This is a genomic window from Streptococcus infantis ATCC 700779, assembly GCF_000187465.1.
Taxonomy (GTDB): domain Bacteria; phylum Bacillota; class Bacilli; order Lactobacillales; family Streptococcaceae; genus Streptococcus; species Streptococcus infantis.
Genome location: NZ_GL732439.1, coordinates 1375604 through 1397123 on the forward strand (window position 1 = coordinate 1375604; position 21520 = coordinate 1397123).

Consider the following 21520-nt stretch of genomic DNA (forward strand, 5'->3'; position numbering starts at 1 on the left):
TGTCCTTCTTTACTATGATTTCTATCGACTACGTAGCGAATCACGTCAGGTCAACTTGACATCTTTAGGAAAAAAAATTAAAATAAGCTGTTATCAAAATCAGCTTATTGAGGTTCACATGAAAAAACGATCACTCTTTTTTATTCTAGGAATTATCTTAATTGGAGCGGTCTTAAGAGCTCCTTTTACAGCCCTACCGACTATTTTAGGAGATATTGCCCAAGGTTTAGGCGTGGAAGTTAGTTCACTTGGTGTTTTGACCAGTCTCCCTCTCTTGATGTTTGCTCTCTTCTCCTCTTTTGCAACTCGTTTAGCTCAAAAAATTGGACTCGAGCATCTTTTCACCTATAGTCTTATCGTATTGACCATCGGTTCAGTGATTCGTATCTTTAATCTTCCTCTACTCTATCTAGGGACTTTACTCATCGGAGCAAGTATTGCGATCTTTAACGTGCTCCTTCCTAGCGCCATTCAGGCCAATCACCCACAAAAAATTGGCTTTCTGACAACCATCTATGTAACCTCTATGGGGATTACAACGGCTCTTGCTTCCTATCTCTCAGTCCCCATTACTCAGGCAACATCTTGGAAAGGCTTGATTCTCTGTTTATCCTTGGCCTGTCTACTAACTTTAGTTGCCTGGCTCCCCAATCATCGTCACAATCATTTTCTAAAAGGAAGTGAGAAAAAACAAAAGAAAGAGAATATCTTAAAAAACAAGGAAGTTTGGGCTATTATTGTTTTCGGTGGACTTCAGTCCTTACTCTTCTATACCAGTATGACCTGGTTACCTACCATGGCAATCCGTGCTGGCTTATCTAACACAGACGCCGGTCTTTTAGCTTCGATCTTTTCTCTAACTAGTATCCCCTTCTCTATGACTATTCCAAGTTTAACGACTCGTTTGTCCAATCGTCACCGTCAAATCATGCTGACAGTCATCTCTATCGCTGGATTGCTTGGAATTACCATGCTCTTATACCCGAGCAAGAGTTTCCTCTACTGGTTAGTAGCGCATCTCTTGATTGGTACTGCCTGTAGCGCTCTTTTCCCTTATCTCATGGTTTGCTTCTCCATCAAAACTAGCTCCCCTGAAAAGACGGCCCAATTATCTGGACTTGCCCAGACCGGAGGCTACATTTTGGCAGCCATCGGCCCAACTCTCTTTGGTTATAGCTTTGACATGTTCCGTTCCTGGATCCCAGCTGTATTGGTTCTTCTAGTTATTGATATCATCATGACAATCTCCCTCTTTATGGTAGATCGAGCAGATAAAATCCTCTAATCTTCTAGTTTTTTCTAGAAGATTTTTTTATATATAAAATTTTTACACATATTGCTTGACAGGGCTTACAATTAGATGTATGATGTATGTGTAGAATAATTATATATAAAATTTTTATATACTAAAAAGGAGGTGCCCCATGTATTTTCCGACATCAGCGGCTTTGATTGAATTTCTCATCTTGGCCATTCTAGAACAAGGGGATTCCTATGGTTATGAGATTAGTCAAACCATTAAACTCATTGCCAAAATCAAGGAATCTACCCTCTACCCCATCTTGAAAAAACTGGATACCAACCGCTATCTGACTACATACTCTCGCGAATACCAAGGTCGGATGCGGAAATACTACTCCTTAACAGAGATTGGGGAGGAGCAACTATTTGTACTCAGAGAAGAGTGGACACTCTACACTGACACTATCAATGGCATCATAGAAGGGAGCATTCGCCATGACAAGAACTGAATATTTGAATCAGCTTGAAGCCTATCTGATGAAGCTTCCTCAATCTGATCGCATCGAAGCCATGGACTACTTCAAAGAACTCTTTGATGATGCTGGTCCAGAAGGTGAGAAAGAACTCATAGCTAGTCTCGGTAGTCCAAAAGAGGCTGCCCATGACATCCTGACTACACTTCTTGATAAGAAAATCAACGAAGAAAATTCAAATAAGAACAACCGTCAAGTTTTACAAATCGCAATCCTCGCACTTCTGGCTGCACCTATTGGGATTCCAGTCGGGATTGGTCTTCTCATGGCTATCATCGGGATTTTTATCGCTGCGGTTAGTGTACTTTTAGCCTTCTTTGCTGTATCAGCAGCTGGACTAATCCTAGGAGGCGTTCTCCTATTTGAAAGCTTCTACGTTCTGGCTGAATCGACATCTGCTTTTATGCTGATTTTTGGTGGAGGTTTGCTGGCTATTGGAGCTTCATCTTTAGTTCTGCTGGCAACGTCCTATGTAACACGTTTCTTTGGATTACTAATCCTTCGACTTATTCAGTGGATTCTTAATAGAGGAAAGAGAGGTGAAAGTCATGCGTAAATTAACAAAAGGATTTCTTATCTTTGGTGTTGTTACTAGTATCATCGGTTTTGCCATGATGATCATCGGCATCCAAACAGACGGTATCAGAGGCCTCCTTGCAATGTCACAAAAACCAGTCTTTGAGAGCCGAATGGAAGAGCTCGTTTTTGATCAAGATATTGAAAATCTTAACATGTCACTGACAGAACATTCGTTAGTCATTAGAGAATCTAGCGATGACAAGATCCACATCCAGTATCATCCAACCTTCTCTGAAAAAGAAAATCTTCAAAATTCTATCAAAGAAAAAACTCTTGAGATTTCAGATACCAAGTCAACGACACGTCATTCTCTAGGTTCTAGTATCGAGGGAATCCTATTTATCGCAAGTGGAGTCTCAAGTCACAATAATGAAGTCGTTCTATCACTACCAAAAGGAAGAGAATTAAAAAACCTAACAGCGCAGGTTAATCATGGTGTCCTTTCGATTGCCGATGTAAAACTCAGCAATGCCAAGATTCTGTCAAATGGCTATCTTCTTCGTATCACTAATAGCGAAATCAAAAATAGCCAGCTGACCACAACTGGAATTGTCAATGTATTTGAATCCAGTCTAACAGATAGCCGCATCCAAGCAGACCATGAACATATCACTACAGACGATATCCAAGTGCACGGTAAGGTAGAGCTAAAGGCAAAAAAAGATATGGTCATCCAGTTATCCAAAAAAGAACTTGAGAGAATTAATCTTAACCTCTCATCTGAACACGGCGCTATTTATCATCGAACTCGAGAAGGAGTTCATCCTGTCCAGGGAAATCATGAAAATAAGGACGAAGAATTCTCCAATCCTTACAACGTAGAGAAAAAAGATACGCAAGATCTCCTCGTAGCAAAGGCGGATCAAGATATCAACATTCCAGACGAACCGGATCGCTCACCCAATTCGAGAAATTATGAATAATAGTTAATCATTACTACTCAAACAAGAAATAAAAAAGGAGGTCCCATCATGACTCAAGAATGGTTCGAAAGTGCTGATTTCGAGAAAACAGCCAACAATGAGAAAAAAGATAACCCATCTGACCCAGTCATTCCCCAAGAAGAGTTAAAAGAAAAAGAAGAGTTGCCAGTAGTTGAGGAAAATCCTCAAGCCAATCAAGAGGATAAGGAAACTGACCTAGAAAAAGTAGAGAATGACGAACACGAAGAAATCGTGGAAAATACAGAAAAGATATACAAGTCAGAAGAACCTGTAGAGACTGAAGAACAAGAAGAACTGGCAATAAAGACAGATCAAGCAGAAAAACCAGCTAAGGAAGCACCTCAGCCTAGCAAATCTTTGGAAAGTCCATTTGTCCCAGATCCTGTCCCTACAAAAACTGCAATCTTCAAAGAAGAATTGGCTGATTTTTGGGTCTGGTTACAAGGTGCTCTTAAAGAGCCAACAGCAAGCATTGGTTCAGATAAAAAACATAGTTATAATGCCTTTGCGCTCCTAACTATCTTTTCTGCTACAAGTTTTCTCTTTATAGTTTATCACGCCAAACAAGGCTACTATGGTCGTATGGCAAGCATCAATGCTCACTTCATGGAACAATTCCCGTCTCTCAATCTCTTCTCGGTCTTCTCCATCCTAGTAGCGACAAGTCTCTTCTTCTTTTCAATTCTCATGGGTGGATTTGTAGTCAAACGTTTTGTCGACCAGGACAGTGATTGGACATTAGAAAGAACCTTTCAAGCACATAGCAGGCTCTTGGCTATCCCAGTTCTCTTTACAGGTATTGCTAGTTTCTTCGCTCTTTTTAATGGTCTACGATTTGCAGTATTACTTTGCTTGATTAGCATTGGTCTGACTCTCTTGGCCAATCTCTACTTTATCTCAAGACCTAGCAAGGATAGTCAAACCGATCCCTTCTATCGCCTTCTCTTAGCTTTCCTAGTCAACGGTGGTGTTCTATTTCTCTTCTTTCTAGCAGAAATGGCTCTTGTTTTTGACTATCTTCGAATCCTTGCTTTTATGTAGGATAAAAACCTGTCACTCTGACAGGTTTTTTTGTGTACACAAAAAGCAGATCAAGCGACCTGCCTTTTCACATTATTTAAAACCAATCTCTTTCATTTATGCCTCTAGTTACCTTTTACTAAGTTATCAAAATCTTCCCCTGAAACAGGTCCTACTTCTACTTGGTTAGCATCCAAGTCCTGATAAAGTTCTCTTGGCAAAGCTCCTAAAAAGGCTTTGTAATCTAATCTGGCTACTGCTTCATAGTCTTCTGGTTTTGAGCCATCCCCAGAGATTTTTACCAAATCAATCTCCCAAACAAGTTCCTTGCCTACCAATTGCTCAACGTAAGGAGCAGGAATCACCGGTTCTTTTGGCAAAATGGTTTTTACTCCCTGAGCTAGGTGATAGACCCCATGAATCTTACCTTCACCATCTGGATAGAATTTGGCACTGGAAGGATAGGCATCTGATCCTTGAACTCTCTTAACTAGCTCTTCAAAACGTGCCAAGCCATCTTCTTCCAAGAAACTCTCCAAATCCTTCTTATCAAAGTAAATAGTTGATAGAATACCCTGACAGAAACCTAAACGAGCAGCCTTATCAGCTAGATAGTTCTTAACCGTTTCTTGGAAATAGTTTTCCAAATCAAAGTCTGCCAAGCCTTCAACTGCTTCACCAACCTTGCTAGACAAAGCTCGCAAGAGCTCTTCTACTATCTCCCAGTCAGCTCTTGTAATCAAGTCAGGAATGATGACTTGATAGCCGTTTTGAGAGTCAAGGTAGCGAACTTTAAAGAGAAACTGAGATTTTCCCACAACAGCACACTCGATATACTCAAGGCGATTGAGAGGTTGACGGAGGTAGACAGCATCATAACTATGCGACTCTAGGCCTTCTACTAAGCCTAAAATTGATTTAGCTGTATGAATCTCCTGTTGTCCTAAAATACTTTGTTTATTTGGAATAAAAAATGTCTTCACCATAATGGTCTCCTTTGAAATCGTTTACATATAGTATACACCATTTTCCTGAAAGATGCAGAAACAAATTTAAGATTTTTTAGTCAAAAGCATAGAAAAACAGCCCTTTAGGACTGTTAATGTTTATTATACAACTTCAGAATGGTCTAGGCTCTCACCGATTGCTACTAGACGCTCGATGACTTGATCTTGTGTCAATTCATGTTCTAAAACATAGCGATTACGTGGGTGAACACGACACTCGTGTGAGCAACCACGAAGATATTTGTCTTCGTTGTCTTCTGATGCCAAGATACGGCGGTTACAGAATGGATTTCCACAGTTGACATAGCGTTCACATGGTGTTCCATCAAACCAGTCTTTCCCTACAATGGTTGGATTTACATGGTTGACATCGACTGCAATACGTTCGTCAAAGACATACATTTTCCCATCCCAAAGTTCCCCTTGAACTTCAGGATCTTTCCCGTAAGTCGCAATTCCTCCATGCAATTGACCGACATCTTTGTAGCCTTCACGGACCATCCAACCTGAGAATTTCTCACAGCGGACTCCACCTGTACAGTAAACTACGACACGTTTATCCATGAATTTTTCCTTGTTATCACGAACCCATTGTGGTAATTCACGGAAGTTGCGGATGTCAGGACGGATAGCCCCACGGAAGTGCCCAAGGTCGTACTCATAGTCATTACGAGTATCAAGGACAACTGTATCTTCATCTAGGAGGGCTTCTTTAAATTCTTTTGGTGACAAGTAAGCACCTGTTGTTTCAAGAGGATTGATGTCGTTATCAAAGTTATCATCCTCTAAACCAAGGTGAACGATTTCCTTTTTGTAGCGAACAAACATCTTCTTGAAGGCTTGCTCACTTTCTTCGTCAATCTTGAACCAGAGGTCTTCCATACCTGGAAGGCTGTGAACGTAGTCCATGTATTTTTGCGTTGTTTCATAGTCACCAGAAACGGTTCCGTTGATCCCTTCATCAGCGACTAGGATACGGCCCTTGAGGCCGATTGATTTACAGAAAGCCAAGTGGTCTGCAGCAAATTGTTCCGCGTTTTCGATGGGAACATATTTATAGTAAAGTAAAACTCGAATATCTTTTGACATGTGCTTCTCTTTTCTAAGATTAAATTATCAGAATTTTTCATTCAACTATACCAGTATACTCTCCCAAGAAAGCGAATGCAATTTATTTGACCGAAAAATAAAAAACAAGACCCATTTTCAGATCTTGTTTTAATTAAATATTCGATGAAGAAAAGTTAACAAAAAGATATCCATGGCCTATCTTGAATAAAATACTAATCATGATGCAAAAAAGAATCACCACCCCGTCTGGAAAACTCCAGACAAGGCAGTGATCGCATCTTTTAGGAATGAATACACGAAATCAATCTATCTTAAGATTTTTTGTTTTTCAAGAATTCGTCGTATTGTTTTTGCATTTCATCCAATACTTTTTGGTAAGCACCTTCAGATTTAAGTTTTTCCATCAATTCTGGAATAGCTTTTTCTGGGTCTACAGTACCAGTGTTGATAGCTGTATCGAATTGTTGCATAGTGTTAGTGATAGCTGAGATTTCAGATTTCACGTTGTCAGTGTTGAAGATGAATCCAAGCGCTGGAGATTCTTTTGCAGTTTCCAAGTCTTTCTTAGATTGTGCAATTTGTTCATCTGTAACATTTTCGTTGATGTAAAGGATCCAGTTGTTACCAGTGTTCCATCCTGACATGTGAGTGTTTCCTTTGTATCCGTCAAGGACTTTAACACGGTTTTCTTTACCTGCAACTTTTTCCCAGTTCTTGCCTTCTGGTCCATAAACAAGTCCGTTCAAGAGTTCTGGGTTAGTGTTCAAGAGGTTCAATACTTCCATTGCTTTTTCTTTGTTCTTAGAGTTGTTTGAGATTACAAAGTTTGCAACTTGAGTTGTTTGGTTTTTCTTGATGAAGTTAGTAAATGGTTTGATTTGGATGTCTCTGTTAGCAACACGAGAAAGCAAGCTGCTACCGTAGTCAGCTGGTCCTACTGTTTCTTCACGAACAAGCCAAGTATCTTGAGTAAGATCATATGAAGTTTCACTTGTTGCTACGTCTTTTGGAATGTATCCTGCTTCATAGTATTTGTGAAGTGTCTTCAAGTGTTCTACGAAACGAGGAACTTCGTAACGGTTTACGATCTTAGTAGTATCACCTTCAAGGTCGATAACGAATGGAAGACCATTTGCAACTGGGTAGTCAAAGTTTTCTGATGGGATAAAGTTTTTACCAACAGCGAATGGCATTACGTCTGGAGCTTTTTCTTTGATTTGTTTCAATACTGGTTCAAGTGTTTCGTATGAAGTTACACCTGAGATATCGATTCCATATTTTTCAAGAAGTGGGCCGTTGAAAGCAAAGTTTTGTGAAGATGCTACGTTAGCTGCAACTGGAACAGAATAAATCTTACCGTTTATAGTGTTACCTTTGATGTAAGCTGGGTCAAGCGCTTTGTAAAGCTCAGCTCCTTCTTTTTTGTACAATTCTGTCAAGTCAGCATAAGCACCTTTTTGAGCGTTTACAACGTAGTTATCTGCAAATGCGATATCATAGTTTTCACCTGATGAAGTGATAACTGACATTTTCTTACCGTAGTCACCCCATCCAAGGTATTGGATATCTAATTTAGCACCAACTTTTTCTCCGATGATTTTGTTTGCATTTTCTAGCAACTCATCCAAGTTATCTGGTTTGTCACCGATTTGGTACATTTTGATAACAGTTTTGTCACCTGAAGCTGAGTCAGCAGCTTTTTGGTTGTTACCTTTAAGGTTTCCACAAGCAGCGAGGCTAGCAGCTAAAGCTACAAGGCTAGCAGATGCAAAAGCATATTTTTTCCAGTTTTTCATGATAAAAACTCCTTTTTTTATTTTTAAATTTAAAACAATTTTAGTGATCTACTTTTCAACAAAGAAAAGTTAGATAGGGTAGAGAAAGCTTGTTTCTCAGCGTCTCTTATTCTTTAACACCACCGATAGTTAAACCTTTTACAAAGTAGCGTTGGAAGAATGGATAGAGAATCGCAATTGGAACAGTCGCAACTACGACCATGGCCATACGACCTGTTTCTTTTGGTAGGGCAACTGCAAGTTGTCCTGACATCCCAACTGACTTAGCAATGTAATCCATGTTGTTTTGAATTTGCATGAGCAAATATTGCAATGGATACAAGTTGTCACTCTTGATGTAAAGAAGGGCATTAAACCAGTCGTTCCAGAATCCAAGTGCTGTCAACAGTGTGATAGTCGCAATCCCTGGAAGAGAGAGTGGTAAACAGATTTGGAAGAAGATACGAGCCTCGCTGGCACCATCGATACGAGCTGATTCGAGGATTGCTTCTGGGATGGTCTTCTTGAAGAAGGAACGCATCAACATGATGTTGAATGGTGATAGAAGCATCGGAACAATCAAGGCCCAAATAGTATCACCCAAGTGAAGTAACTGAGTTACCACGATATAGCCTGGTACCAAACCAGCATTGAACAACATACTAAGAAGAGCAAAGATTGTAAAGAATTTGCGATACTTAAATGTTGAACGTGAGATGGCATAAGCGTATGTTGTTGTGATGAATACGTTTGTCAATGTACCGACAACTGTCACAAATACTGAGATAAAGAGCGCTTGTAAAATCTTATCTTTGAACTGAGCTAAAAACTCAAAACCATCTAATCCAAACTGTGATGGGAAAAAGCTATATCCATATTGAACAATACTCTTCTCATCTGTAACTGAGATAATGATGACAAAGATGAAAGGCAAGATACAAGAGAAGGCTAGCAATCCAGATATGATACTAAAGAAGATATCTGCTTTCTTGCTGAAGGAGTGTATGCCAACATTATCAATTTTTTCTTTTTGAATTTTTTTTGCCATATGCTCCTCCTTTCTAGAATAGTGCTGAGTTAGGATCAACACGTCTTGCAAGTAAGTTTGATAGGATAACGAGAATCAAACCGACAACTGACTGATAGAGACCGGCTGCTGAAGCCATACCGATATCTGCTGTCTGAGTCAATCCGTTAAAGACATAGACGTCCAATACGTTTGTTACACTATAGAGCTGACCAGCGTTGTGAGGGATTTGGTAGAAGAGACCGAAGTCTGCACGGAAGATGTTTCCGACTGCAAGGATGGTCAATACTGTCACAAGTGGTGTCAACTGAGGAATGGTTACGTTGCGGATACGTTGCCATTTGCTAGCACCGTCCACTGTCGCTGCTTCGTAGTAAGTTGGGTCAATACCCATGATAGTTGCGTAGTACATCACACTACTGTATCCAAACCCTTTCCAAATTCCTAGGAAGAGGAGAAGATAAGGCCAGATACTGATGTCAGCGTAGAAGTTAATCCCCTTCATGCCAAGAGCTTCCAAGGTGTGGTTGATAAGCCCTTTATCGATGTTTAGGAAAGCATCTGTAAAGAAACTGATGATAACCCAAGATAGGAAGTAAGGGAACAACATAGAGGTTTGGTAGATTTTAACCATTCTCTTAGAGCGAAGTTCACTAAGGATAATGGCGATACCAACTGACACAATCAAACCGATAAAAATAAATCCAAGGTTGTAAAGAACAGTGTTTCGAGTGATGACAAAGGCATCTTTCGAACTAAACAAGAATTTAAAGTTATCTAGTCCGACCCATTTACTATTTATAATACTGTGGACGAATCCTTCACCAGTCATATGGTAGTCTTTGAAGGCAACCACATTCCCAAAAACTGGAATGTAGAAGAATAAAATCAACCAAATTGTTCCTGGTAAAACCATTAAGAGAAAAATCCAATTATCTCTTAAAGTTTTTGAAAACTTGTTCATAATTTCCTCCCTTTTTATTTTTCTAAAGCTTCATAATCTCACATTTTTGCATTTGATAACGTTTACAAAAATAGTATACTCTTATTTTTAGGACAGTTTAAACTACAAATTATAGAAAAAACTCCACAAATTATTTTATGTGGAGAACTTTTTTATATGAGAAGTGTGTTTCACGAGAAACATTCTTCCTGAATAGAGTTTTTCTAGGTCGTATAAATAGTAGATGCTGTCGCAATAGTATGCCACTGGTTGGCTGTCGTTGCTGCGAAGTCCTTATCTCCATAGAAATCATTAAATGGCAAGATGTCTACTTCTAGTTCGTCGATACGAGAGATTTCGCCTGCTAGATAGTTTTCAATGCGACTTTCTGCGCGCTTGATCCGTTGCAAGAGCCCACCCATACGAATGTCTACTGTATCCAAGCCAAAGACCTTGTTTTCTTTCAACCATTGCTGACTAAAGAGCTTGTGGAAGGTTTCAATCTGGCTTCTGAGTTTTGGTAATTCTTCCCTAGCGATTTGTTGCAAGCTCTCTTTATCATCTGCTTGATAGGCTTGACGGATACGTCGTCCCACATCAACCTTGCCACTTAAAATGGCATTCAACTGTGCCTGAGTTTCAAAGAGATAAGCGTAGGCGCCTGCTTTTTCTGTAATGTCAGAAAGGGTTTCAGCTGCCTGGGTAAAGTGAGGCTTGTCCTGTTCAGGAGTCATGTGCTTATCAAGAATCGGGCAAAGAACATCCTGGTAAAAGACATATCGGTTAGGATTGATGCCACTGAGATTGTCTGGTAGATCTGGCAAGAGATTGGCTAGGTCAAGTTGCATGAAATCTTCGACCGATAGACCTGTATTGGTCTTGAAGTGAGCAGACAAGCGTTCTAAATCATTGCGATAGCTGAGCTCGGTCCAAATTTGCAAGCTTGGTAGGACCGAAAACTGGGCAGTTTCTCCACCATTGTCTCCCCAACCCGTCACAATGACTTCCTTGATCTGATTAGCACGGCAGGCTTTGTTAGCTTCGACAGCGATGAGACGACTGAAATGGTTGTGTGGTGTGAAACCAATCCACTTCCAAGCACCACCTGCAAAGGCAATATCCCGGCTAATCTTGTGGTGGTTACCGAAGTTACGATTGTATTTTTCTTCGCTATCCTGATAATAATCCCAGTAAACCAAGGTCACACGGTCTTTGAGACGGTCAAGATAAACTCGTGTTTCTTCTGGAATTTCGACATCACGGTCGTACTGGCCATCTGCTGACATGAGTTTAAAGAACATATCGCTCCACATCTGGCAGTGGAAACCATACTTGTCTGCAATATCCAGCACGCGCTCCAAATGTTGACACATGAGGAGGCTACGGTCCACAACACCGTTTAAGATGAGATAGCGTCCCAAACCAACCAAGTGGGCTTCGTCCATGCCGATATTGACCTTACGTGTTTGTAGCTTAGACAAAGTCGCAAACATGCCGTCGATTAGGTCGTAAACTTTTTCTTCGCCGATGAGGAGAATGTCCTCTACATCACGAAGTTGCTGGACTTCTTTAACACCCCATTTAACAAAGGCTGATAAGTGGGCCAAGGTCTGGATACATGGTACAAAGGTCATGTCAAACTGCTGGGCGTAGGCTTCAATTTCCTGTAATTCTTCAGCTGAGTATGCTCCACGGAAATAGCCAAAGTAAGGTTGCCCTTCAATCTGATAGGTGTCTTCCATGTAGAGCTCAAAGGTTGAGTAGCCCATGAGAGCCAAGACTTCAATCATCTGCTTAGCAGATGAAACATTTAGAACCGCATTACGGGAACAATCCGCCATGTAGGCTAAGTCTTCGTAAGCCGCTTGCTCCTCAATCTCCACCTTATCACCTTCTACTAAAGCTGTTGCTAGAACAGATAAGGCGCGATAGAGTTGGTGAGGTTTGCGATAAGTCAATTGATATTCTCCGCCCTCACCCTTGATAGAGATAGAAGCTTGGTCAGACTGAGCGACAGCCACTTCTACATCTGGTAGAGAAATGTGCTTTTGAAGTAAGTCTATAGCTTGCTGTTGTTTACTGCTAATTCCGGTAAAATTTACCATTGGTTTTCCTCCTGTAACCAGTTGACAAGGGCACCGTAGAGATTGGCATCTGCCTGATAGGTGCAGGCTTGGATCACTGGCGCAATTGTATACTCTTCATATCTTTCCACAAAGACGTCTACCGCTTTTTGCACCCCTTTGATAAAATCTGGGTTCTGACTGATAGAGCCACCTAAGCTAATGACATCTGGGTCGATTAGATACTGGATATTGAGCAAGCCTTGAGCTAGATTACGATTCATACGCTCAATGGCTTCTTGGCAAAGGGCATTACCTGCTGCAGCCTCTTGGTAAACCTTTCGGCCATCCCAATCGGTTTGACCAGATTTTTCGATGACATAGCGAACCATGTTTCCTGTAGAAGCTAATAGTGACCAGTTGTTGAGTTTCTCTGCTGGTTCGATAGTGGTCATGTAACCAAACTCTCCACCCAAGCCATGGCGACCACGATGAATTTTGCCATTGATAATCATGGCCCCACCGATCCCTGTACCAATGACAACACAGGCTGCATTTTCAATCTCAGGATGAGCTAGCAGTTCACTAAGTCCAACACAGTTGGCATCATTTTCTAGATGGACAGGGAGTTGGTGATGAGCAAGGGCCTGGTACCATGAAAAACCATGGATATAAGGAATAGCACTAATTCCCTCGATCACTCCTGTTTCTTGATTGACCGCTCCTGGCACACTCATGGCAATCCCACGATAGTCCTGTTCTGACAAGCGTTGGTCCAACCAAGCCAACAAATCTTCTAGAGTTTCTGGAGTTGGGGTGCTGGTCTTATCTAAAATCTTTCCATCAGGAGTTAGACTAGCAAACTTAATGCCAGTCCCTCCGATATCAATCGTTGCAATGGTCATTGCTTTTACCTGCAAAAAGGAGCGAATCAGCAGTTGGTTCTTACTTTTTCGCTCCTCCTTTCTGTTTATGTTTACTTTTTGAAATTAAATTTCTTCTTTTTGAATGAGTTCTGTACGAATTTCCTGTGGTGCCAATAGTCCTGAATGGACTGGGTATGGGCGTTCCAGTAAGTCAAGAATGGTTTGTTGTTTTTCAGACACACGGATATTTTCTTGACTCATGTTGTAGTAACGAAGGACGTATCCTTCTTCATTTTCAGCAACTTTAAAGGCTGTTGGGCAGACTTGTGGCAAACTGAGTGCCGGATGGTTAAAGAGGCTACCCGTTGCTGCAACGCTACCTTCTTGTTTTGCAACTTGAAGAGCTGTAAATGGCACCTGGAAGGCTTTGGCACGACGGAAAGCTGAGAAGCGTTCCCCTGCTTGGTGGCATTCTACTGCAAATTCAACTTCGATATCACGCAAACACTGAGCTTCCGGCGTTGGGAAGTAACCCCAGTCACCGAGTTCGCCTGAAGCACGAAGAAGGGTTACAGCCATGGTGTCGTCTCCAAGAATTTCATACTCGTGCAATCCTTTATTGGATACGGTCACTCCTTTTACATCATCATACAAGCTGACAAAGGCTTGTTGGTGTTGTGGATTTTCAGGATTTTCCCAAGAAGCTGCTGGTTTATTTGGTCTTGTCACAACTTCATAGATGCTTTCAGAATCATTGCTTGGACGAGTGTTATGAGTTTTCACCAAGAGACGGATGCGGTGATCCTTGGCTGTGTTGGTAAAGCGAGTTTTAAAGCGAATCTGTGGATTGTCCACAAAGACGGTCATCTCAGTTTCAAGAGGAATGGTTGTCAACTCTTCTGAACGACCTGCATCTCGTTTCATGAACTCGATGATGCCTCTTTGTTCTGCATCCAATTTTTCATCTGCACTGACTGGAATAGTCAAGTCATGTTTGAGCAATACCTTAGCATAGCGAGCATTGTTTTCTAAGACTTCATAACCTTTCAGTTGAGCATAGATTGGATCAGTTCCTTTCGGCTGGAAGTAAATGTACTCGTTACCAATATCTCCACGGTCCTCGAATTGGATGAAATCTTCGTAAGCTTCATTAGTAGTCTTGTCGTAGAGTGTAATTCCTTCATCTACACTCACTGTTACGAATGGTGTATCAATGACTCCATTTTGGTAAATACCATCACGGTGATTTACTTGACCTTCGACCAATTGGAAGCTTGCCCAAGAAAGCGGTGCAAGGTGGACTGGGATTGTCACGCACACTTGGCGTGCAATATATGGTTGGCGGAATTTATCCTTAGGCAAAGTATAGCCAAAACTTGCTCCCAAATCTTCAATCTTGGCTTCAAGGATATGGCCGTCCAAATCTTCAACATGGTAATCTGGCAAGGTCACGGCTGCCATTTTCTTGTAACCTTCAGTCGGATGCAATTCTTTAAAATCACAAGTCACAACATCCACTACAACACTAACTGTATCAACCTTGTCATGTAAAGCTGTGTTGACAACGGTAAAGAGGTGGTCGCTTTGCGCATTTTGAGTAGCTAATTTACTCTTCCATTCGTTAAGAAGATTAGTCTTAACAAAATTCCCGACTTGATTAACCTTTGCAAAACGAGTTTCCATTTCACGGTGAACTTCGTCAATACTACAACCACAGATACTATCGTGCGGTGCATTTTGCAGAAGTACTTTCCAAGCATAGGTCAATTGATCCTTGTGGTTGTGGCCTCCAGTGATAATGGTTAATGGTTCCACGACCTGCTCTAACAAGTTGCTATTTTCTTGGAAGGCTTGTTTGAGGTAAACGCGTGAAGAAGAAGTATTGGCAAGGGTGTACCAGCCATCCGTTTCCTGACTGGTCAACTCACCTGTGACCGTTGATAATTGTTCAGGAAGGGCACTTTCCAGTGCTTGGACATATTCGTCAAATGAACTATGAATAAAGGTCACGTCAGGGAAGAGTTCATTTGCCACACGAATGGCTTCGCTCAGATTTCTCTGAACAGGCTGGTGGTCACAGCCGTTCATCATCAACCATTGGTTGGTCGATGCATAGTCACGAACGTCTGCTAATTTTTGCTTCCAGAAAGTCAAAGCCTCGTCTTTATCCACTGGAATTTCATTCCCGTTACTGTACCAGTTAGCAAAAAGAATACCGAGTACACGGCTACCATCAGCCCCTTGCCAGTACATCTCAGAAAATTGAGAGGTAAACTGTTCATCTTCAAGGACTTGATTGTCAAATCCGATTGGCTTGACACCGCGACCAAAGGCTGCTACGTGAATCCCTGATTTTTGAAGGATTTGAGGAGCCTGCCCCATATTTCCAAAGGTGTCTGGGAAGTAACCGATTTGAGTAGATTTTCCCCATTTGGCACATTCCGCTTGTCCAATCAAGGTATTGCGGACGTTAGCCTCACTGGAAATCAAGTAATCATCCTGCAAGATATAGAAAGGCCCAATTTTCAATTTGCCTTCGTCGATATAACGCTGCACCTTGTCACGGTTTTCAGGGCGAATTTCCAAGTAATCATCAAGAACAATGGTTTGTCCATCTAGGTGGAAGCTCTTGAACTCAGGATCATTTTCAAAAAGATCAAAAAGATTATCAAAAAGTTCCACCAATTGCATACGGTGACTTTCAAAAGGTAGATACCACTCACGATCCCAGTGACTGTGAGAGATAATATGTACAACAGCATTTTCCATGAGTAAAACCTCATTCTAACTTAAATTTAAAAATATATTTGTGATTCTTTCCTAGAATCAGTTGAGCAAAGACGTGCTCCTTATACTCAATGAAAATCAAAGAGCAAACTAGGAAGCTACCCGCAGGCTGTACTTGAGTACGGCAAGGTGAAGCTGACGTGGTTTGAATTTGATTTTCGAAGAGTATTAGCGAATATCTAGGTAATCCAAGACCAATTCGCAGAACATCATGTTGGCCCATGAAAACCATTCACGAGAGTAGAGAGTCGGGTCATCTACGTGGAAGCTTTCATGCATAACACCTGTTCCGCCATCACATGCAACTAGTTGGTCTAGCAAGTATTTTTTCTCAGCTTTATCTGTAGCTGTTAAGCCTTGAATTGATAGGGCAATCGGCCAGACATAACGATAGAAGGTATGAGAACTTCCGAGACCGCTAGTGTATTCTCCTTGGTAGAAGTAGGGATTTTCAGGGCTGAGAATGGTGCGACGAGTTGCTTGATAGACTTCGTCATTGACATCACAGTAACCAAGATATGGAGCAGCTAACAAACTTGGTACGTTAGGGTCGTCCATGATGCTAGCATTTCCTAGACCATCCACTTCAAAGGCATAGATCTTCTCGCCCTTGCTGTTAGTCGTGTAGGCGTAATTTTCGATCCCTTCTTGAATCTCAGCCTGCAGACGTTTAGCGTCAGCAATCATGCTTTCACTATCAGCTAGATTCAATGTAGCAAAAATTTCCTGGACATATCCCAAAACAACCACCGCAAACATATTTGATGGAATCAAGTAACTATATTGACAGCAGTCATCACTCGGACGAAAGGCTGACCAGGTCATTCCTGTCACGGCAAAATCAGGACCAAAGCCGTCATTTACCAAGGTATCTTCCTTACGATCGGTATCACGGACGAAACGGTATGGTGAGTTATTGTGATCTTGCTCCACTGTCCAGAGATGAAGGATTTCCTTGGTCGCTGTGACAAAGGTTTCATCAAATTGGCTAGTTTCACCAGTTTCTTTCCACAGAAGATATGCTAACTGCAAGGGGTAGCAAAGTGAATCTACTTCATACTTGCGTTCCCAAATCCAGCCATTGAGGTCTGTATGGTCTGTCTCGTGATGACCCTTCCAGTTCTCCTCAATATTGAAAGAGTTGGCATAGGGATCCTTGAGAATCAAAGTCATCTGACGTTTAACCAAACCAGCAATGGTCTGGCGCAAACGAGGATCTCTTTTTGCCACATGAAGGTATGGTCTAAGCTGAGCAGTCGAGTCCCGAAGCCACATAGCTGGGATATCCCCGGTCAGTACAAAAGTTGAGCCATCTTCTAAAATTTCAACTGTATTGTCTAGAGTGTCTGTATAGCAACGCTCAAAGACATCCACCCATTCAGGATGTTCCTTGGCTCTCTCCGCTACCTCATCTAGCCACTCTCTGACAATTTCTTTAGAATAAACCATAAACTATTTTGCCTCTTTCAAACAAATTTTCATTTTCAGTATATAGCTTTTAACCCAGAAAATATATACACAAATGTTAGTCATTATTCTACAAAATTGTTATATTTTAAAGTCACTTTCTAAAAGTATCCTTTTTCTGATATAATGTAGAAAACTACTGAAGGAAATCGCTATGAAACCTATACTTGAAACCATAGATACCCGATTTGGCACCGCTAGCAAGCATGCCTTTTCACGAGGCAATACACTACCATACACTGGAGTGCCTTTTGGGATGAATTACTTTGTTCCACAAACGAGTGACCAGGAAGGATCTTGGTTTTTTGATCCCCATCTTCCCATATTTCAGGGCATTCGACTAACCCATCAGCCTAGCCCTTGGATTGGTGATTATTCTTGGTTGCTACTGACTCCTATTACAGGAGAAATCAGTGGCGACACCCTCTTCCATCGTCAGTCTTCTTATAACCTTGATCGTGCTATTTTCAATCCCCATTATCTCAGAATTTTTTCTGAGCGTTATCAGATTGAAATCCAGTTAAGTCCGACTTGCTATGGGGCTTCTATTCAACTAAGACAGATACAAGGCAAGAAGCTCTCACTCTATCTGCATGCAGCTGATGATTTATCATTAGAGCAAGTAGATGAGCGTACTGTCAGCCTTGGTCAAAGCGGATTAACCGAAACCAACAAAAGTCCCCTCGTCATGTTTACTGCTCTCGTATTCTCTACGGATATTCTATCTATCAATCAAGTAGGGCAAGACTGGCGTATCGACTTGGCTGGAGCAGAAGTTCTAGTTCAACTAGCTACTTCTTTTATTTCTAAAGAACAGGCCCTCTTTAATCTGCCTAGAAAAAACTTTGAAGAAACGAAATCAGAGGCTAAAGCAAGTTGGGAAGATCTTCTAGGCCGTTTTGATGTCGTGGAAACTGGCTCTGTAGACCGAACATTTTTTGATCACTGTCTTTATAGACTCTTTCTTTTCCCACAAACCTTCTATGAGATAAATGAACAAGGCGAGACTATTCATATAGACCTTGCTTCAGGAACGATCAAGCCTGGTCTACTCTATACCAACAATGGTTTTTGGGATACATTCCGCACTTCATTCCCTCTCTTTGCCTTGATTATTCCAGAGTACTATCGTCAGTTCCTTGAAGGCTTCCTCAATAGCTACCGCGACACTGGATATCTTCCTAAGTGGCTTGCCCCTGACGAACGAGGAATGATGCCTGGTACTTTGATTGATGGCCTTCTTGCAGATAGTGCCTGCAAGGATATGGCACCTGAGCTTGAAGAAGAATTTCTCAAAGCCATGATCGAAACTGCAACCAAGGCAGATCCAAAAGCCATCAACGGACGACACGGCCTGGCTCAATACCAAAAACTAGGATACCTATCCACGGACTTCCACGAAAGTGTCAGTCATACGCTAGATTATGCTTACAGTGACTTTTGTATCTCTACTTGTGCAGCAAAATTAGGTCAAGAAGAGCTAGCCCAAACCTATGCTCAATATTCTAAAAACTATCAAAACCTCTTTGACCCTGAGACAGGCTACATGAGGGCGCGTGATGTAGATGGCAACTTCCGTCCTGACTTTTCTCCCTATAGTTGGGGTCGTGACTACGCTGAGTGTTCAGCTATTCAAGCCAGTCTCGGTGTCCTACACGATATTTCTGGACTTAGCCAACTAATGGGTGGAAAAGAAGCCTTTAGCAACTATCTTTTGAAAGCTTGTCGAAGTCTCCCACTTTTTGAAACGACCGGCTATGGATATGAAATTCATGAGATGAGCGAGATGGCAACAGCGCCATTTGGTCAACTAGCCATTTCAAACCAACCAAGCTTCCACATCCCTTATCTGTTCCGCTACAGTAGTTATCCCCAATATACCAGTCTCTTAGTCAAGACTCTCCGTCAAAAAGCCTTTCAAGCTGGCTGGGATGCTTATCCAGGCGATGAGGATAATGGTAGTCTATCGGCTTGGTATGTATGGTCTGCTCTCGGACTTTACCCAACCTGCCCAGGAAAAGCAAGTTATGACCTTGGAATTCCACTCTTTGATCACCTTCGTGTCTATCTGGCAGAAAAAAATCAGTGGTTGGATGTTCGTACTCAGCAAAATCATGCACACTTCCACTTTGTCCAAAGCTGTCAACTGGACGGAAAAGAAAAACAAAGTATCAGCCATCAGGAACTGCTCAATGCTAAGACTCTTGACTTTACCCTCAGCTGGTTGCCAAAGCATTAATAACCTAACCCCTTTGTCAGAGGCAAAGGGGTCTTCTTATCCATATAAAGTTATCCACAAACTGTGAATAACCTTCAACCTTTTTTTGGAAAAGATTTTCAAGTTTTTCCAAAATATCTTTCCAGTCCAAGTTCATAGGATGTACAAGAGAACAACGTCTATAAACCTTGTCCTAACAAGGTTTATAAAAGATTGATTTGTTTCCTACTCTATAAATTTCGTCTCTCTTTTTCCTATTAAAATTATAAAGAGACAGTTGTTGTTGATACCTTGACTTATCCACAAGTTGTGGATAAGTTTTTTCTCAACTAAGCAACCCTATTCCCTATCTGTTAGCTAGCTTTTACTTTTTTACAGTAAATTTCAAATTTTGTTAGGCGCTTTCAAAAAATCATGATATACTGAAATTATCAGAAAAGGAGACATTATGAAAAAAGATCAACACCAACTTAATTGGCTGATGGTTTCGCTGATTGCTTTCAACATGGTTTGGGGGCTAGGAAACGTCGTCAACAACTACTCTCAACAGGGAATTTCAGTAGTCGTATCTTGGGTTTTAATCCTCGCACTCTACTTTATCCCATATTCACTCATCGTCGGACAACTAGGTTCTACCTTCAAGGAAAGCGGAAGCGGTGTTAGTGACTGGGTTGAAAAAACATCAACCAAACGTCTCGCCTACTTTGCCGCTTGGACCTACTGGGTTGTGCATATCCCTTATCTGGCACAAAAACCTCAAGGAATTCTAATTCCACTTGGATGGGCCTTGCAAGGTAACGGACAATTTCTAAAACAAATCGACATCCACTGGATTGTTATTCTCTGCTTGCTAATCTTTGGGCTTTTCCTCTACCTTTCTACAAAAGGATTGACAACACTGAAAGTCATCGGTAGCTTGGCAGGAAGTGCCATGTTGATTATGTCTTTACTCTTTGTGCTTTTGGCTGTTGGCCTGCCTTTCATCAAGCCAGATATTCAGTTTGCGACACCACACATGGATCAACTGAGCACCTACATTCCAAACTTTGATTTTTCTTATTTCACAACGATCTCATTACTGGTCTTTGCCGTTGGTGGTTGTGAAAAAATTTCCCCTTATGTGAATCAAACTCGCAATCCTGCAAAAGAATTTCCAAAAGGTATGATTGTCATGGCTATCATGGTAGGACTCTCTGCTATCCTTGGTTCAGTTGCCATGGGAATGCTATTTGATGGTAATAACATCCCTGAAGACCTCATGCGTAATGGTGCTTATCAAGCCTTCCAAATGTTAGGAAATTCTTGGGGAGTTGGAAATCTTTTCGTTGTGATTTACGCTCTTACAAATATGGTCGGACAAATCGCTGCGCTTGCCTTCTCTATTGACGCACCATTGCAAATCCTTCTCAATAACGCTGATGAAGACTACATCCCAAGCTGGCTTCGCAAACGTACTGAAAAAGGTGTCCTCATTAACGGCTACCTCCTTACAGGCGTCCTTGTCAGTCTCATCATTATCCTCCCAATTTTTGGTATTCAGGAAATTGACGGACTTGTAAAATGGATGACAAACCTCAATTCGATCGTAATGCCAATGCGTTACCTCTGGGTATTCCTTGCCTATATGATGCTTAATCGCGCTTGGAAGACATACAAAAATGCCGAATACAAGTTTGTGAACAATCCTAAACTTGGCTTTATTATCGGTACTTGGTGCTTCCTCTTTACTGCCTTTGCTTGTATCCTTGGTATGGTTCCAAAAATTAGCTATGCTGAGAATCCGACTGCTTGGCAATTCTCGCTTCTTACAAACATCTTGACCCCAATTATTCTGATTGGATTAGGTGTGATTCTACCAGTACTTGCCAAAAAAGAACAAAAGAAACAAATCAAATAAATTCTACTACTAGCTAGATAAAATCGCTTTTATCTCTGCTTGCAAGAATTTTATCAGCAAAAATCCCCTTAAACGTTACTG

At 41.3% G+C, this 21520-nt stretch carries 16 protein-coding genes; 7 read left to right on the forward strand and 9 right to left on the reverse strand.

The window, feature by feature from the left end; all coding sequences use genetic code 11:
- Positions 1-118 precede the first annotated feature (118 nt).
- The 5 genes from HMPREF9423_RS09285 to HMPREF9423_RS09305 all read left to right on the forward strand — a co-directional run bounded on the left by HMPREF9423_RS09285 (position 119) and on the right by HMPREF9423_RS09305 (position 4339).
- A complete protein-coding gene (locus HMPREF9423_RS09285) occupies positions 119-1285 on the forward strand; it encodes a CynX/NimT family MFS transporter (RefSeq protein ID WP_006149047.1) in 1167 nt (388 codons plus the stop codon).
- 139 nt (positions 1286-1424) lie between these two features.
- On the forward strand, positions 1425-1751 hold the full coding sequence (locus HMPREF9423_RS09290) for a PadR family transcriptional regulator (RefSeq protein WP_006149048.1): 327 nt from the start codon (positions 1425-1427) through the stop codon (positions 1749-1751).
- The gene (locus HMPREF9423_RS09295) at positions 1738-2331 is read left to right on the forward strand and encodes a DUF1700 domain-containing protein (protein ID WP_006149049.1); all 594 of its coding nucleotides are present in this window, start codon (positions 1738-1740) and stop codon (positions 2329-2331) included. Before HMPREF9423_RS09290 ends, HMPREF9423_RS09295 begins: the two co-directional genes overlap by 14 nt.
- Entirely contained in the window at positions 2324-3277 is a 954-nt protein-coding gene (locus tag HMPREF9423_RS09300) for a DUF4097 family beta strand repeat-containing protein (protein ID WP_006149050.1), read from the forward strand. The genes HMPREF9423_RS09295 and HMPREF9423_RS09300 overlap by 8 nt, the downstream gene beginning before the upstream one ends.
- 48 nt (positions 3278-3325) lie before the next feature.
- The gene (locus tag HMPREF9423_RS09305; RefSeq protein ID WP_006149051.1) at positions 3326-4339 is read left to right on the forward strand and encodes a DUF6574 domain-containing protein; all 1014 of its coding nucleotides are present in this window, start codon (positions 3326-3328) and stop codon (positions 4337-4339) included.
- Between the two features lie 104 nt (positions 4340-4443).
- Here HMPREF9423_RS09305 and HMPREF9423_RS09310 read toward each other — a convergent pair whose 3' ends face one another.
- The 9 genes from HMPREF9423_RS09310 to HMPREF9423_RS09350 form a co-directional block, all read right to left on the reverse strand.
- The gene (locus HMPREF9423_RS09310) at positions 4444-5304 is read right to left on the reverse strand and encodes a DUF4299 family protein (protein ID WP_006149052.1); all 861 of its coding nucleotides are present in this window, start codon (positions 5302-5304) and stop codon (positions 4444-4446) included.
- 123 nt (positions 5305-5427) lie between these two features.
- Positions 5428-6414 carry an oxygen-dependent tRNA uridine(34) hydroxylase TrhO gene (gene trhO / locus HMPREF9423_RS09315; RefSeq protein WP_006149053.1) on the reverse strand — a complete coding sequence of 329 codons (987 nt, stop codon included), beginning with the start codon at positions 6412-6414 and terminating at the stop codon, positions 5428-5430.
- A gap of 293 nt (positions 6415-6707) precedes the next feature.
- On the reverse strand, positions 6708-8192 hold the full coding sequence (locus tag HMPREF9423_RS09320; RefSeq protein WP_006149054.1) for an ABC transporter substrate-binding protein: 1485 nt from the start codon (positions 8190-8192) through the stop codon (positions 6708-6710).
- 106 nt (positions 8193-8298) lie between these two features.
- On the reverse strand, positions 8299-9219 hold the full coding sequence (locus tag HMPREF9423_RS09325) for a carbohydrate ABC transporter permease (RefSeq protein WP_006149055.1): 921 nt from the start codon (positions 9217-9219) through the stop codon (positions 8299-8301).
- A 13-nt stretch (positions 9220-9232) separates the two neighbouring features.
- Positions 9233-10162 (reverse strand): ABC transporter permease, encoded by a 930-nt coding sequence (locus HMPREF9423_RS09330; RefSeq protein ID WP_006149056.1) that lies wholly within the window; start codon positions 10160-10162, stop codon positions 9233-9235.
- 203 nt (positions 10163-10365) lie between these two features.
- On the reverse strand, positions 10366-12246 hold the full coding sequence (locus HMPREF9423_RS09335; protein ID WP_006149057.1) for a beta-N-acetylhexosaminidase: 1881 nt from the start codon (positions 12244-12246) through the stop codon (positions 10366-10368).
- Positions 12240-13109 carry an ROK family protein gene (locus HMPREF9423_RS09340; protein ID WP_006149058.1) on the reverse strand — a complete coding sequence of 290 codons (870 nt, stop codon included), beginning with the start codon at positions 13107-13109 and terminating at the stop codon, positions 12240-12242. The genes HMPREF9423_RS09335 and HMPREF9423_RS09340 overlap by 7 nt, the downstream gene beginning before the upstream one ends.
- Positions 13110-13193: 84 nt before the next feature.
- Positions 13194-15839 carry an alpha-mannosidase gene (locus tag HMPREF9423_RS09345; protein ID WP_006149059.1) on the reverse strand — a complete coding sequence of 882 codons (2646 nt, stop codon included), beginning with the start codon at positions 15837-15839 and terminating at the stop codon, positions 13194-13196.
- A gap of 186 nt (positions 15840-16025) precedes the next feature.
- Positions 16026-17306 (reverse strand): glycoside hydrolase family 125 protein, encoded by a 1281-nt coding sequence (locus HMPREF9423_RS09350; RefSeq protein ID WP_006149060.1) that lies wholly within the window; start codon positions 17304-17306, stop codon positions 16026-16028.
- A 172-nt stretch (positions 17307-17478) separates the two neighbouring features.
- Here HMPREF9423_RS09350 and HMPREF9423_RS09355 point away from each other — a divergent pair, with 172 nt between their 5' ends.
- Both HMPREF9423_RS09355 and HMPREF9423_RS09360 read left to right on the forward strand, forming a co-directional pair.
- Positions 17479-19563, forward strand: coding sequence for a GH92 family glycosyl hydrolase (locus tag HMPREF9423_RS09355; protein ID WP_006149062.1), 2085 nt, complete (start codon positions 17479-17481; stop codon positions 19561-19563).
- 427 nt (positions 19564-19990) lie between these two features.
- The gene (locus tag HMPREF9423_RS09360; protein ID WP_006149064.1) at positions 19991-21439 is read left to right on the forward strand and encodes an APC family permease; all 1449 of its coding nucleotides are present in this window, start codon (positions 19991-19993) and stop codon (positions 21437-21439) included.
- The last annotated feature ends 81 nt before the right edge of the window (positions 21440-21520 follow it).